This is a genomic window from Pseudomonas sp. TAE6080, assembly GCF_018732265.1.
Taxonomy (GTDB): Bacteria; Pseudomonadota; Gammaproteobacteria; order Pseudomonadales; family Pseudomonadaceae; genus Aquipseudomonas; species Aquipseudomonas brenneri.
Genome location: NZ_JAHIDY010000001.1, coordinates 435,270 through 447,881, shown reverse-complemented (window position 1 = coordinate 447,881; position 12,612 = coordinate 435,270). Strand labels below are relative to the sequence as shown.

The following is a 12,612-nucleotide window of genomic DNA, read 5'->3' as shown; positions in this document are numbered from 1 at the left end:
CTCAAGCCTGCCCTGCCGTGGTGATTAGCCGCGACAGGGCGGTTTGCGCTAGTACCCTCTCCCTGCTTGCCGGATAATCAGGCCCTGTTTGCTTAACCGGCTCGACCATGACCGAAATGCTAGTCGCCCTTCTCAGCGCCACCCTGATCAGCCAGTACATGCTGCGCCGGTCGCTGCCTGGTGATCCACCGTTGGAACGACTGCGGGTGCATGCCCTTGGGCTCGCGACCACGCTGCTGATGGCGCTGGCCGGTATTTCGAGCTATCTGCTGGACCTTTTTTTGTTGCAACCGTTGGCGCTGGGCGCGTTATGGCTGTTTGCCTACGTGCCCGCGGTGATCCTGTTGAGCCAACCGTTGCTGAATGTGCTTTCCCGCCGCGTGCCCGCACTGCCCTTTACTGGGTTGTGGGTGCCGCTGCTGGCCAACGCCGGCGTGCTCAGTGTGGTGCTCTTGAGCCCTGGCAATACCAGCCAACTGATTTATTGCGTGGGCATCGGCCCGGCGTTCTGGCTGACCCTCAGCCTGTTCAATGACCTGCGCCAGCGAATAGACCAAAACGATATCCCCCAGCCCTTCAAAGGCCTGCCCGTGGACCTGCTCAGCGCCGGGCTGATGGCCGTGGCGTTGCTGGGCTTAAACGCAATGATCACACCATGAGCCTGATTCAACGTATCGACGCCCTGCTGCCCCAGACCCAATGCGGCAAATGCGGGCACCCGGGTTGCAGGCCCTACGCCGAGGGCATCGCCCAGGGCGAGGCCATCAACAAGTGCCCGCCTGGCGGCACCGAAACCATCGCCGAGCTGGCGCAGCTGTTGAGCCTGGCGCCGCTGGAACTGGACCGTTCCCGTGGCGAAGCCCCCGCGCAGATTGCCTTTATCCGCGAGGCCGAGTGCATCGGCTGCACCAAGTGCATCCAGGCCTGCCCGGTGGATGCGATTGTCGGCGCAGCGAAGTTGATGCATACGGTCATCGTCGATGAATGCACCGGCTGCGACTTGTGCGTGGCCCCGTGCCCGGTGGACTGCATCGATATGCTGGCGCTGCCCCAGGCCACGGTGCAGCCGATAGTCGCAGGCTTTGCCAACACCGCCGCGGAGCTCCAGGCGCGAGCGACCAAGCGCGACCGCGCCCGGCGTCGCTTCGAACAGCGCAATGCACGGCTGCAACGCGAGGAAGAACACAAACTGGCGGAACGCCTGGCCCGCAGCAAACGCCCTGCCCCCAGCCCACAGGTTGAGAGCGACCCTATGCAGGCCGCCATCGAACGGGTCCGCGCGCAAAAAGCTGCCGACATCGATGCTGCGGTAAAAAAGGCCAAGATCAACCTGGCAATGAGCCGAGCGCAACTGCACAAATCCCTCAAAGCCTTTGGCCACCCGCCAACCTTTGAGCAACAGTCGCAATTGATCATCCTGCAACAGCAATTCGAATCCGCCGAACAGGCATTAAACGCACTCGAAGCGAACGCCCCCGCCGTGGCGATCCCGCAAACCAATAAAGACCCTGAGCTCAAGCGCGCAAAAATCCAGCTGGCCATGCGTCGCGCCGAGCTGAAAAAAGCCCAGGACGCGCTGGCCGGCGCCGAACAGTTGGCCACACTGGGCACAGCCCTGGCCGCTGCTGAACAGGCGTTGCACGCTGCCGAGGAAAACTCGGCCCAGCCCAGGCCAGACCTGCAACGTGTCGAGAAACGGCCGATCGACAGCCAACTGCGCCAATTGAAGACTGCCCTGGCTTATGCCCGCGCCGACCTGAGCAAGCTCGAACGCCACCCCGCCAGCAGTGCAACCGAGCTGATGGACGCCAGGCAGCGCCTGGCTGACGCCCAACGTTGGGTGGATGAACATGTCGGCGCCTGAAGCCGTCGAGCGCCAACAACAGGCCATGCAGCGCCTGTTAATGGCGGTAACGCCTGGCTTGCTGGTGCTGTTCTGGCTGTATGGCTGGGGCGTGCTGATCAATCTGTTGCTGGCCGGCACCTGTGCATGGGCTGTCGAAGCCTTGGTGCGTCGGGTGCGCGGCCATGACTCCCGCGACCTGAGTGGCCTGGTCAGCGCGGTGCTGCTGGCCCTGGCATTGCCACCTTATTGCCCGTGGTGGTTATGCCTGGGCGCTGTCAGCAGTGCATTGCTGTTGGGCAAACACCTGTATGGCGGCAAGCAGAACCCGTTCAACCCGGCCATGGTCGGTTATGCCCTGATGTTGCTGGCCTTTCCCCAGCCAATGACCCATTGGCCGGCGTCCCACGGCCTGGACCTGCTGGCCGGCCTGCAACAGGTGTTCGGCCTGCACGGCGAGACCGCCGATGCCTGGGCCCGGGCCACGGCGCTGGACGCCTTGCGCATCAACAACAGCCTGACCATCGATGAGCTGTTCGCCCGCCACCCGGCTTTCGGCCAGATCGCAGGCAAAGGAAGCGAGTGGGTGAACCTGGCGTTTCTCGTCGGCGGGCTTTTTTTACTGCAGCAACGGGTCTTCAGTTGGCACGCGCCAGTGGGCATGCTCGCCAGCCTGTTCGTCATCAGCCTGCTGTGCTGGAACGGTTCGGGCTCCGACTCCCATGGCTCGCCGCTGTTTCATCTGCTGACCGGGGCCACCATGCTTGGGGCTTTCTTCATCATCACCGAACCGGTGTCGGGTGCGAAAAGTGCGCGGGCGCGCTTGCTGTTTGGCGTGGGCGTGGGTGTGTTGACCTACCTGATCCGCACCTGGGGCAGCTACCCGGATGGCGTAGCGTTCGCGGTACTGATGATGAACCTCGCGGTGCCGGCGCTGGAACGCTGGGCGCGACCGCAGGCGGTGAAGGCATGAAGCGTACCTCTCAAGCCTTGATCGTGCTGCTGATCGCCGTCGGCGCGGTGGGCCTGACCATGGGCCTGCAACAGCTGACGGCCAAACCGATTGCCGCACAACAGCGCGAGCTGCAAAACCGGGCGTTGCTAGATGTGTTGCCCACTGGCGGCTATGACAATCAACCGCTGGAGCACCCACTGGGCATCCCCTCGTCAATGCTGGACAACAGTCAACTGTTGGGGGGTTACCTCGCGACCCTGGCCGGTAAACCCAGTGCGGTTGTGCTGCGCTCGCAGGTCGATGGATATGGTGGGCGCATTGAATTGCTGATTGCCATCGACCGCAACGCCAAGCTGCTCGGGGTAAAGACCCTGGCACACGCGGAAACGCCCAGTCTGGGCGGGCACATTGGCGAGCCCGGCAATGCGTGGATTGCTGCATTCAAGGGGCTGTCGCTGGAAAATCCACAGGCCTGGGCGCTGAAGAGAGACAGCGGCCAATTCGACCAGATGGCCGGCGCCACCATCACGTCTCGCGCGGTGATCAATGCGATCCATGATGCCTTACGCTACTTTGACGAGCATCGCCAGGCACTGCTGGAGCCCATCGACCATGACTAAACCGTTCGCCCTCGCCAGCCTGTTGCTGCTGCCTGCGCTGCTGGGTGTCAGCGCAACGCCGTCGGGCGCCGCAATATTCTGGGTTTCGTGGGTGCTGATCGTAACGCTCCATGGCTGGAGCTGCGGCTGGGTGCGCAATCGCCTCAGTGGCCATTGGCGGCTGATGGCCAATGTGTTGCTGGCCACCACCTGGGTCAGTTGCGCGCACCTGGTGGCGCAGGCTCTGGCTTTGGCGCCGTCTACGGGCCTTGGGGCATACCTGGCGCTGATCGCCATGCAATGCGTACTGCTTGAACAAGACGGCCTGTTCGCTGCCAACCAGCGCAGGGCACGGCTTCAACTGATCGCCGTGTCAGCCGGGCTGTTGGTTGCAATCACTCTCGCACGCTTTTTACTCGCCAGCAGCATCGCCATGCTCGCCCCAACAGGGTTTATTCTGCTCGGGTTGCTGCTTGCCGGATGGCAGGCCTGGACTCAACGCCGCACACCACACTGAAGGAACCGCTCGCCCAATGAACGCCGCAAAACGCCTGGAGATCTTTCGAAGGTTTCACGAAGACAATCCGGAACCCAAGACCGAGCTGGCCTACTCGTCGCCGTTCGAATTGCTGATCGCCGTGATCCTGTCTGCGCAGTCGACGGATGTGGGCGTGAACAAGGCCACGGCCAAGCTGTTTCCCGTGGCCAACACCCCGGCGGCGATCCATGCCCTGGGGGTGGAAGGGCTGTCGCAGTACATCAAGACCATTGGCCTGTACAACAGCAAGGCGAAGAACGTCATTGAAACCTGCCGGTTGCTGGTCGAGTTGCATGACGGTGAAGTGCCACAGACCCGCGAAGCACTTGAAGCGTTACCCGGCGTGGGGCGCAAGACGGCCAATGTGGTGCTCAATACGGCGTTTCGCCAACTGACGATGGCGGTGGACACCCATATTTTCCGGGTCAGCAACCGCACCGGGATCGCTCCGGGCAAGAATGTGGTGGAGGTGGAGAAGCAACTGATGAAGTTTGTACCCAAGCCTTACCTGCTCGACTCCCACCACTGGCTGATCCTGCACGGGCGCTATGTGTGCCAGGCCCGCAAGCCGCGTTGTGGCAGCTGTCGCATCGAGGATCTGTGTGAATACAAGGAAAAGACGTCGGACGATTGAGCAATCATTGGTTTTATTGATCAGTCGATTGAAAAAATCTTTTTTACCCGGTGCACGATTGTCGATATAAGGAGCGCCAACGGCAGTCTTAGCCTGGAGTTAACCTTATGAGCACTGGCAAAGAACAACTGGATGTAGAAGATGACTTTGTGGCTGCAGACACTGACGAAGCAGCCGAGGCACCTGTAGAAGTTGCCAAGACCAATTTGAGCAAACGCCGCACCATCGACAACCTTCTGGAAGAGCGACGCCTGCAAAAACAGTTGGCCGATTACGATTTCGATCTCTAGCCAAACGATCACACAGAAGCCTCCGCCATGGAGGCTTTTCCTGCCTGTTGCTCCCTGCTTCTTAAACCAGGCCGTTACGCTGGGCAAGCTCGATCAGGTCCACCAGGGACCGGGCATTGAGCTTGAGCAGCAAGCGTGTCTTATACGTGCTCACCGTCTTGTTGCTGAGGAACATGCCGTCGGCGATCTCCTTGTTGGTTTTGCCCTGGGCCAGTTGCTGCAACACCATCATCTCCCGGCCTGAGAGCCGCTCGACCATATCCGCTTCACTGGTATTGCCTTGCGTGGAGCGCACCGAGTTGAGGGCCTGGTTGGGGAAGTAGCTGTAGCCAGACAGCACCGCCTTGATCGCACTCAGCAACTCGGTGAGATCCTGTTGCTTGCACACGTAGCCCGCGGCACCAGCCTGCATGCAACGCATGGAAAAATGGCCTGGCGCCTGTGACGTCAAGACCAGCACCTTGAAGGGTTGCGCCTGCTTTGTGGAAGACAGGCGACAAATAACTTCCAAACCATCAAGTTTGGGGATTCCAATATCCAGGATGACAATATCCGGCATATGCTCCCGCGCTAGTTGCAACGCGTCGACTCCGTTATCGGTCTCTGCAACGACCTCATAACCATGACGTTCCATTAGCATGCGTACAGCAAGGCGAATGACGGGATGATCATCCACGATCAGCACTTTATTCATGGGCAAGTCCAATTTCGCTGTTCGAATTATTCAGAACCAGCACAATAGCCTAGTCGTTTCCTCCTTGGCATAGCACTCCCCCCCAAGTAACGACAAGCAGAGACCTGGCCCACAAAGTTATGAGAATAGACCTACAAAAAAACGACTATATGGATGTGTCGGTTCTTGTTCGGCCTTTCAGAACTTTCCGCTGGCAAACATATATTGACTCAAAAAAACCTCCATCGCCGCGGAAAAGTAAACGTGACGCACGCCACTTTCAGGAAATACCCCTTGCACGATTTGCATCGGTGGGCGTCGGAGCCGCTAAAACCGCTTCCAAAAAGTTCCCCCGTGCAACACTCCCTAACAACAACTGGAATTATCTGACGGACATTTCTACAAGCAAAACCTAGCGCGCCCTATTTCCTACTAAACAACTGAATGATTTTAAACACAAATAAGACTATTCGCCGAAAAACACCAACTTCCAGATACAAAAACCCAAATGTAAAAAATAATAAACGCCAAAAATACCGAACACCAAAAGAACATTAAACATTAATAAACAAAACTGCCCCCCCTGAATCACGGACAAAAAAAATGGTCCCTCTTTCGAGGAACCATTCTTTATGAGGCTTCAGGTTTTTCAGAACAACTTGCGGCCCTTGTTGGCCGCAATGCGCATGCGCAGGGCGTTGAGCTTGATGAAACCAGCGGCATCGGCCTGATTGTAGGCACCGCCGTCCTCTTCAAAGGTCGCGATGTTGGCATCGAACAGCGACTCATCGGACTTGCGGCCGGTCACGATCACGTTGCCTTTGTACAGCTTCAGGCGCACAACACCGTTCACATGGACCTGGGATGCATCGATCATCTGTTGCAGCATCAGGCGCTCAGGGCTCCACCAGTAGCCGGTGTAGATCAGGCTGGCGTACTTGGGCATCAGCTCGTCCTTGAGGTGAGCCACTTCACGGTCCAGGGTGATGGACTCGATGGCGCGGTGAGCGCGCAGCATGATGGTGCCGCCTGGGGTTTCGTAGCAGCCACGGGACTTCATGCCCACGTAACGGTTTTCCACGATGTCCAGACGGCCAATGCCGTGCTCGCCACCGATACGGTTCAAGGTCGCCAATACGGTGGCCGGGGTCATTTCGACGCCGTCCAGCGCGACGATGTCGCCGTTGCGGTAGGTCAGTTCCAGGTACTGGGCCTTGTCTGGAGCGTTCTCCGGGGAGACGGTCCATTTCCACATGTCTTCTTCGTGCTCGGTCCAGGTGTCTTCCAGCACGCCGCCTTCATAGGAGATGTGCAGGAGGTTGGCGTCCATCGAGTACGGGGACTTCTTCTTGCCGTGGCGTTCGATCGGGATTGCGTGCTTTTCAGCGTAATCCATCAGCTTTTCACGGGACAACAGGTCCCATTCACGCCAAGGGGCAATCACTTTTACGCCAGGCTTCAAGGCATAGGCGCCCAGTTCGAAACGCACCTGGTCGTTGCCCTTGCCGGTGGCGCCATGGGAAATGGCGTCAGCGCCGGTTTCGTTGGCGATTTCGATCAGGCGCTTGGCGATCAGCGGACGTGCGATGGAAGTACCCAGCAGGTACTCGCCTTCGTAGACGGTGTTGGCGCGAAACATCGGGAAAACGAAATCGCGGACGAATTCTTCGCGCAGGTCGTCAATGTAGATCTCTTTGACGCCCATGGCTTGCGCCTTGGCTCGTGCAGGTTCGACCTCTTCGCCCTGACCCAGGTCAGCGGTGAAGGTCACCACCTCACAGTTATAAGTATCCTGCAGCCACTTGAGGATCACCGAAGTGTCCAGGCCGCCGGAATACGCGAGAACGACCTTGTTTACGTCGGCCATGCCATCACTCCACGGGGTTTTACGGAAAGGCGTCGATTCTACCGATCAAAACCGTGAAATTACAGGGGCGCGACAGCAAATGAAGATAAAGCGACAGATTATGTCGGGCGCGCGACGAATGGCCGCACTCAGGACGTCGCCGCCGCATTCGCCGGGGCCGTGGCCTGGGGCGCCGGTTTCTCGGGGACTGGCACGCGATCAAGGTGAATATTCACTCGCCGGTTCTTCGCCCGGTTGGCCGGATTGGTATTGGGCACCAGCGGATAACGTTCACCGTGGAAGCGCAGGACAATCTGCGACTCCGCAATGCCGTTGGCCTTGAGGAAGTCCATCACCGCCAGGCCCCGGCGCCGGGACAGGTCGCGATTGGTCAGGCGGTTGCCGCTGTTGTCCGAATGGCCGTCCAGTTCGATATGGTTGACCGTAGGATCGGCCTTGATGAATTCGAGCATCACCATCAACTTGGCCTTGGCGGCCGGATCCAGGTCGATACCACCACCCGGAAAGCCCACCTCAGCCTGCTTGACCTGTTCGAAATTCATCGGCAGCAATTTCGCGGTACACAACTGGTAGTCGCTATAGGCCTTGTTGAATCGCACCGGCAGCAGGCGGATTTCCGAATAACCGCCGTCCCGGGAATAGTGGCGCACGGTGGGGCTGCGACCCTCCAGCAAACCCGTGAACAGGCGCCCGGCCTGGGCCTGGGAGCTGTTGAACAGCACATCGCCGCTGCCCGCTCGTACAGCACCAAGGTTGATATCACCGCGCCCCGGCTGCCACGGTGCAGCCGCCGCCAATAGCGTTGCGGAGCCAACACCCAGCGCACTGTTATAGGCTTTCAGACGGAATGTCGCCTGCTCGCCAGCCCGGCGCACGAACTCACCCGAACCAAAATCGGTGATCGGCTGGCTCAAGCGGCACTCGAACTTGTCGCCCTCCACCTTCCACTCGATATTCTCCAGGCGCGTCTGGAATGTCAGGGCCATCGCGGGCAGGCTGGCGAACACGCTGAGCAGGGCTAGATATTGCTGGCGCACGGGCGGCTCCACTGGTTTCTACAACACATCAAGGCGTCATACATCGTTAAGGCATACCCAGGGATATCGGTCGCACCCTGCAAAACTTGATAGCGAGTGCCTGCAAGAGTCTTTTCCGGTAGCATTCCCACCAGATTGACCCGCCTGGAATCCCCAATGTCCGACCGCCTGACCCTGCTGCGTCCCGACGACTGGCATATTCATCTTCGCGATGGTGCTGCGTTGCCCCAAACCGTGGCCGATGTTGCGCGCACGTTTGGCCGCGCCATCATCATGCCTAACCTGGTACCTCCGGTGCGTAATGCCGCTGAAGCCGACGCCTATCGCCAGCGCATCCTCGCTGCACGACCGGCCGGTAGCCGCTTCGAACCGTTGATGGTGCTTTACCTTACCGACCGCACCCAGCCCGCCGAAATCCGCGAGGCCAAGGCCAGCGGTTTCGTGCACGCCGCCAAGTTGTACCCGGCCGGCGCCACGACCAACTCCGACTCCGGCGTAACCAGTATCGACAAGATCCTGCCCGCCATCGAAGCCATGGCCGAAGTGGGCATGCCGCTGCTGATCCACGGTGAAGTCACCCGTGGCGATGTCGATGTCTTCGATCGCGAGAAGATCTTCATCGACGAGCACATGCGCCGCGTGGTCGAGCTGTTCCCGACCCTCAAGGTGGTGTTCGAGCACATCACCACCGCAGACGCCGTGCAGTTCGTCACCGAGGCTTCGGCCAACGTCGGCGCAACCATCACCGCGCACCACCTGCTGTACAACCGCAACCACATGCTGGTGGGCGGGATCCGGCCGCACTTCTATTGCCTGCCGATCCTCAAGCGCAACACTCACCAGGTAGCGTTGCTCGATGCCGCCACCAGTGGCAGCGCGAAGTTTTTCCTCGGCACCGACTCGGCGCCCCACGCCCAGCACGCCAAGGAAGCGGCCTGCGGCTGTGCCGGCTGCTACACCGCTTATGCGGCGATCGAGTTGTACGCCGAGGCCTTCGAGGCGCGCAACGCCCTGGACAAACTAGAGGCCTTCGCCAGCCTCAATGGCCCGCGTTTCTACGGCCTGCCGGCGAATACCGACCGCATTACCCTGGTTCGTGAAGACTGGACCGCCCCCACCAGCCTGCCATTTGGCGAGCTGACCGTTATCCCGCTGCGCGCCGGTGAAACACTGCGCTGGCGCCTGCTGGAGGAACACAAGTGAGTGAAGACCATTACGACGACGAACAGGAACACGGTGGCGGCGGTTCGCGTCACCCGATGGCCGAGCGTTTTCGCGGCTATCTGCCTGTCGTTATCGACGTAGAGACCGGCGGTTTCAATTGCGCCACCGATGCGCTGCTGGAAATTGCCGCGACGACCATCGGCATGGATGAACAGGGCTTTGTGTATCCAGAACACACCCACTTCTTCCGCGTCGAGCCGTTTGAAGGCGCCAACATCGAAGCCGCTGCCCTGGAGTTCACCGGGATCAAGCTCGATCATCCGTTGCGCATGGCCGTCAGCGAAGAAGCTGCACTGACCGACATCTTCCGTGGTGTGCGCAAGGCGTTGAAGGCCAACGGCTGCAAACGCGCGATCCTGGTCGGCCACAACAGCAGTTTCGACCTGGGCTTCCTCAACGCCGCCGTGGCGCGCCTGGACATGAAGCGTAACCCGTTCCACCCGTTTTCCAGCTTTGACACCGCCACCCTGGCGGGCCTGGCTTATGGCCAGACCGTATTGGCCAAGGCATGCCAGGCAGCCGGCATCGACTTCGACGGACGTGAAGCCCACTCGGCTCGCTACGACACCGAGAAGACCGCCGACCTGTTCTGCGGCATCGTCAACCGCTGGAAACAGATGGGCGGCTGGGAAGACTTCAGCGACTGATTGCGTCCCTGAATCCCATGCATAAAAAAACCGGCCCTCTCAGGCCGGTTTTTTTTACCGCGAACCTGGCTTACAGCTTGCCAGCGTTCTCGGTCAGGTAAGCCGCAACGCCTGCTGGCGAAGCGTTCATGCCTTTGTCGCCTTTTTTCCAGTTGGCCGGGCAGACTTCGCCGTGCTCTTCGTGGAATTGCAGAGCGTCGACCAGACGGATCAGCTCTTCCATGTTACGGCCCAGCGGCAGGTCGTTGATGATCTGCGAGCGCACAACGCCCTTGTCGTCGATCAGGAACGCGCCACGGAATGCCACGCCGCCTTCGGACTCAACGTCGTAGGCCTTGGCGATGTCGTGCTTCATGTCGGCAGCCATGGTGTATTTGACTTTGCCGATGCCGCCATCATTGATGGCAGTGTTGCGCCAGGCGTTGTGGGTGAAATGGGAGTCGATGGAAACGGCAACCACTTCAACGTTACGCGCCTTGAAGTCGTCCATGCGGTGATCCAGGGCGATCAGCTCGGACGGGCAGACGAAGGTGAAGTCCAGCGGGTAGAAGAACACCAGGCCGTATTTGCCTTTGATGGCTTCAGACAGCTTGAAGCTGTCAACGATTTCACCATTGCCGAGGACGGCTGGTACGTCGAAATCCGGGGCTTGTTTGCCGACGAGTACGCTCATTGGTTATCTCCTGATGGTAATTGAAGTAAATGGACCGCCCTTGAGTCTGCCGTGATTTGACGACAGGCCCGTGACGCGATCACGCTTCGTAAAGACCGACCATCATACCTGAAAAAAGCCGTTCGTCAGTGAGGGCCCCACGGGGGGCAACGGTTTGAGAAAGCACTTTGACAATCATTCTCGTTAACATTAAGATCCATCGCACTTAAGCCTTAAACCCGCGATGGTTCTCCCTTATGTATGTCTGCCTCTGCACTGGCGTCACCGACGGACAAATCCGCGAAGCGATCTATGAAGGTTGCTGCAGCTACAAAGAAGTGCGTGAAACCACCGGCGTAGCCAGCCAATGCGGCAAATGTGCCTGCCTCGCCAAGCAAGTGGTACGGGAAACCCTGACAAAACTGCAGGTAGCCCAGGCCGCGATCCCCTATTCAGCAGAATTTACACACGCCTGAAACAGCCTATTTTAAAGAACCGGACTTAATGTCCGGTTTTTTTATGCCTGTAATTCAAATAGTTAGCGCCAAGACGCGGAACACAAACATTCTTATTCCGATTAATTTTCATTTATTATTCAATAACTTAGGTTTGACACTGGTAATTGTGCGGCTCAAACTCTGCCCTATATACAACGAATACAGGGCAGGCCCCCAATCATGAAAGGCGACATCTCAGTCATCCAGCAACTCAACAAAATCCTTGCCAATGAACTGGTCGCGATCAATCAGTACTTCCTGCATGCACGCATGTATGACGACTGGGGCCTGGAAAAGCTCGGCAAGCGTGAGTACAAGGAATCGATCAAGGCCATGAAGGATGCAGACGCGCTGATCAAGCGCATCCTGTTCCTCGAAGGCCTGCCGAACGTCCAGGACCTGGGCAAGCTGAACATCGGCGAGCACACCCTGGAAATGCTCAACAGCGACCTGAACTTCGAGCGCAAGAGCCACGCCGACCTCAAGGCCGCCATTGCCCACTGCGAGACCAAGGGTGACTTCGGTAGCCGTGAGCTGCTGGAAGATATCCTGGAAGACCAGGAAGAGCACATCGACTGGCTGGAAACCCAAGTCGGCCTGGTCGACAAAGTGACCCTGGAGAACTACCTGCAATCGCAGATGGGTGAATAATCGCTAACTATTGTAGGAGCGAGCTCGCTCGCGAAGGACGTTAACGATAACGCGAGCATTCTGAATGAACGCGGTGCCTTCACGCTTTTCGCGAGCAAGCTCGCTCCTACAGGGACAAAAAAGCCCCGCTCTCGAATGAGAAGCGGGGCTTTTTATTGCGCGCGAATTACGCTTCGGTCTTGGCAGCAGCTTTTTCAGCAGCGTCCTTGATCAGTGCCTGCAACGAACCATCAGCCGCCATTTCGGTGATGATGTCGCTACCGCCGACCAGTTCACCGGCTACCCACAGTTGTGGGAAAGTTGGCCAGTTGGCGTACTTCGGCAGGTTGGCGCGGATTTCCGGGTTTTGCAGGATATCCACGTAAGCGAACTTTTCACCACACTGCATGACAGCCTGGGAAGCCTTCGCGGAGAAGCCACACTGAGGGGCATTCGGGGCGCCCTTCATGTAAAGCAGAATGGTGTTGTTGGCAATCTGCTCTTTAATCGTTTCGATGATATCCAT

Annotated in this window: 16 protein-coding genes; 11 read left to right on the top strand and 5 right to left on the bottom strand. The window is 58.7% G+C overall.

Annotated elements, in window-relative coordinates; translation table 11 throughout:
• Window positions 1-107: 107 nt before the first annotated feature.
• From KL786_RS02035 to KL786_RS02005, 7 genes are all read left to right on the top strand, one after another.
• Window positions 108-659 carry an Rnf-Nqr domain containing protein gene (locus tag KL786_RS02035; protein ID WP_215516556.1) on the top strand — a complete coding sequence of 184 codons (552 nt, stop codon included), beginning with the start codon at window positions 108-110 and terminating at the stop codon, window positions 657-659.
• Window positions 656-1,864 carry an electron transport complex subunit RsxB gene (rsxB, locus tag KL786_RS02030; RefSeq protein WP_215516555.1) on the top strand — a complete coding sequence of 403 codons (1,209 nt, stop codon included), beginning with the start codon at window positions 656-658 and terminating at the stop codon, window positions 1,862-1,864. The genes KL786_RS02035 and rsxB overlap by 4 nt, the downstream gene beginning before the upstream one ends.
• Window positions 1,851-2,816 (top strand): RnfABCDGE type electron transport complex subunit D, encoded by a 966-nt coding sequence (locus KL786_RS02025; protein ID WP_215516554.1) that lies wholly within the window; start codon window positions 1,851-1,853, stop codon window positions 2,814-2,816. Before rsxB ends, KL786_RS02025 begins: the two co-directional genes overlap by 14 nt.
• Window positions 2,813-3,418 (top strand): RnfABCDGE type electron transport complex subunit G, encoded by a 606-nt coding sequence (locus KL786_RS02020; RefSeq protein ID WP_215516553.1) that lies wholly within the window; start codon window positions 2,813-2,815, stop codon window positions 3,416-3,418. The genes KL786_RS02025 and KL786_RS02020 overlap by 4 nt, the downstream gene beginning before the upstream one ends.
• Entirely contained in the window at window positions 3,411-3,914 is a 504-nt protein-coding gene (locus KL786_RS02015; RefSeq protein WP_215516552.1) for an Rnf-Nqr domain containing protein, read from the top strand. Before KL786_RS02020 ends, KL786_RS02015 begins: the two co-directional genes overlap by 8 nt.
• 16 nt (window positions 3,915-3,930) lie before the next feature.
• The gene (gene nth, locus KL786_RS02010) at window positions 3,931-4,569 is read left to right on the top strand and encodes an endonuclease III (protein WP_215516551.1); all 639 of its coding nucleotides are present in this window, start codon (window positions 3,931-3,933) and stop codon (window positions 4,567-4,569) included.
• A gap of 107 nt (window positions 4,570-4,676) precedes the next feature.
• On the top strand, window positions 4,677-4,859 hold the full coding sequence (locus KL786_RS02005; RefSeq protein ID WP_032858435.1) for a PA3496 family putative envelope integrity protein: 183 nt from the start codon (window positions 4,677-4,679) through the stop codon (window positions 4,857-4,859).
• Between the two features lie 61 nt (window positions 4,860-4,920).
• On the opposite strand, the gene KL786_RS02000 is transcribed toward KL786_RS02005, so the two are convergent.
• From KL786_RS02000 to KL786_RS01990, 3 genes are all read right to left on the bottom strand, one after another.
• Window positions 4,921-5,553, bottom strand: coding sequence for a response regulator transcription factor (locus tag KL786_RS02000; protein WP_032858436.1), 633 nt, complete (start codon window positions 5,551-5,553; stop codon window positions 4,921-4,923).
• A 628-nt stretch (window positions 5,554-6,181) separates the two neighbouring features.
• Window positions 6,182-7,399 carry an argininosuccinate synthase gene (locus KL786_RS01995; protein WP_003208700.1) on the bottom strand — a complete coding sequence of 406 codons (1,218 nt, stop codon included), beginning with the start codon at window positions 7,397-7,399 and terminating at the stop codon, window positions 6,182-6,184.
• Between the two features lie 128 nt (window positions 7,400-7,527).
• Complete coding sequence (locus KL786_RS01990; protein ID WP_215516550.1) at window positions 7,528-8,436, bottom strand: flagellar protein MotY; 909 nt, start codon at window positions 8,434-8,436, stop codon at window positions 7,528-7,530.
• A gap of 156 nt (window positions 8,437-8,592) precedes the next feature.
• Here KL786_RS01990 and pyrC point away from each other — a divergent pair, with 156 nt between their 5' ends.
• Window positions 8,593-9,639 (top strand): dihydroorotase, encoded by a 1,047-nt coding sequence (pyrC, locus tag KL786_RS01985; protein ID WP_032858441.1) that lies wholly within the window; start codon window positions 8,593-8,595, stop codon window positions 9,637-9,639.
• Window positions 9,636-10,307, top strand: a complete 672-nt coding sequence (gene rnt / locus KL786_RS01980) for a ribonuclease T (RefSeq protein ID WP_029295237.1) — start codon at window positions 9,636-9,638, stop codon at window positions 10,305-10,307. The genes pyrC and rnt overlap by 4 nt, the downstream gene beginning before the upstream one ends.
• Before the next feature lie 70 nt (window positions 10,308-10,377).
• Here rnt and KL786_RS01975 read toward each other — a convergent pair whose 3' ends face one another.
• A complete protein-coding gene (locus tag KL786_RS01975; RefSeq protein ID WP_032858443.1) occupies window positions 10,378-10,980 on the bottom strand; it encodes a peroxiredoxin in 603 nt (200 codons plus the stop codon).
• Between the two features lie 236 nt (window positions 10,981-11,216).
• On the opposite strand from KL786_RS01975, the gene KL786_RS01970 reads away from it, so the two are divergent.
• Window positions 11,217-11,435 carry a bacterioferritin-associated ferredoxin gene (locus KL786_RS01970; RefSeq protein WP_038442994.1) on the top strand — a complete coding sequence of 73 codons (219 nt, stop codon included), beginning with the start codon at window positions 11,217-11,219 and terminating at the stop codon, window positions 11,433-11,435.
• 201 nt (window positions 11,436-11,636) lie between these two features.
• A complete protein-coding gene (bfr, locus tag KL786_RS01965; protein ID WP_215516549.1) occupies window positions 11,637-12,107 on the top strand; it encodes a bacterioferritin in 471 nt (156 codons plus the stop codon).
• A gap of 166 nt (window positions 12,108-12,273) precedes the next feature.
• On the opposite strand, the gene grxD is transcribed toward bfr, so the two are convergent.
• Window positions 12,274-12,612: a Grx4 family monothiol glutaredoxin gene (gene grxD / locus KL786_RS01960; protein ID WP_032858447.1), complete on the bottom strand. Its 339-nt coding sequence runs from the start codon at window positions 12,610-12,612 to the stop codon at window positions 12,274-12,276.

Bases quoted from the DNA above. Each gene is read 5' to 3' on its own strand.
- KL786_RS02005 (WP_032858435.1), top strand. From the start codon at position 4,677: ATGAGCACTGGCAAAGAACAACTGGATGTAGAAGATGACTTTGTGGCT.
- nth (WP_215516551.1), top strand. From the start codon at position 3,931: ATGAACGCCGCAAAACGCCTGGAGATCTTTCGAAGGTTTCACGAAGAC.
- KL786_RS01995 (WP_003208700.1), bottom strand. From the start codon at position 7,399: ATGGCCGACGTAAACAAGGTCGTTCTCGCGTATTCCGGCGGCCTGGAC.
- grxD (WP_032858447.1), bottom strand. From the start codon at position 12,612: ATGGATATCATCGAAACGATTAAAGAGCAGATTGCCAACAACACCATT.
- rsxB (WP_215516555.1), top strand. From the start codon at position 656: ATGAGCCTGATTCAACGTATCGACGCCCTGCTGCCCCAGACCCAATGC.
- KL786_RS02020 (WP_215516553.1), top strand. From the start codon at position 2,813: ATGAAGCGTACCTCTCAAGCCTTGATCGTGCTGCTGATCGCCGTCGGC.
- bfr (WP_215516549.1), top strand. From the start codon at position 11,637: ATGAAAGGCGACATCTCAGTCATCCAGCAACTCAACAAAATCCTTGCC.
- KL786_RS02015 (WP_215516552.1), top strand. From the start codon at position 3,411: ATGACTAAACCGTTCGCCCTCGCCAGCCTGTTGCTGCTGCCTGCGCTG.
- KL786_RS01975 (WP_032858443.1), bottom strand. From the start codon at position 10,980: ATGAGCGTACTCGTCGGCAAACAAGCCCCGGATTTCGACGTACCAGCC.
- pyrC (WP_032858441.1), top strand. From the start codon at position 8,593: ATGTCCGACCGCCTGACCCTGCTGCGTCCCGACGACTGGCATATTCAT.
- KL786_RS02000 (WP_032858436.1), bottom strand. From the start codon at position 5,553: ATGAATAAAGTGCTGATCGTGGATGATCATCCCGTCATTCGCCTTGCT.
- KL786_RS02025 (WP_215516554.1), top strand. From the start codon at position 1,851: ATGTCGGCGCCTGAAGCCGTCGAGCGCCAACAACAGGCCATGCAGCGC.
- KL786_RS02035 (WP_215516556.1), top strand. From the start codon at position 108: ATGACCGAAATGCTAGTCGCCCTTCTCAGCGCCACCCTGATCAGCCAG.
- KL786_RS01970 (WP_038442994.1), top strand. From the start codon at position 11,217: ATGTATGTCTGCCTCTGCACTGGCGTCACCGACGGACAAATCCGCGAA.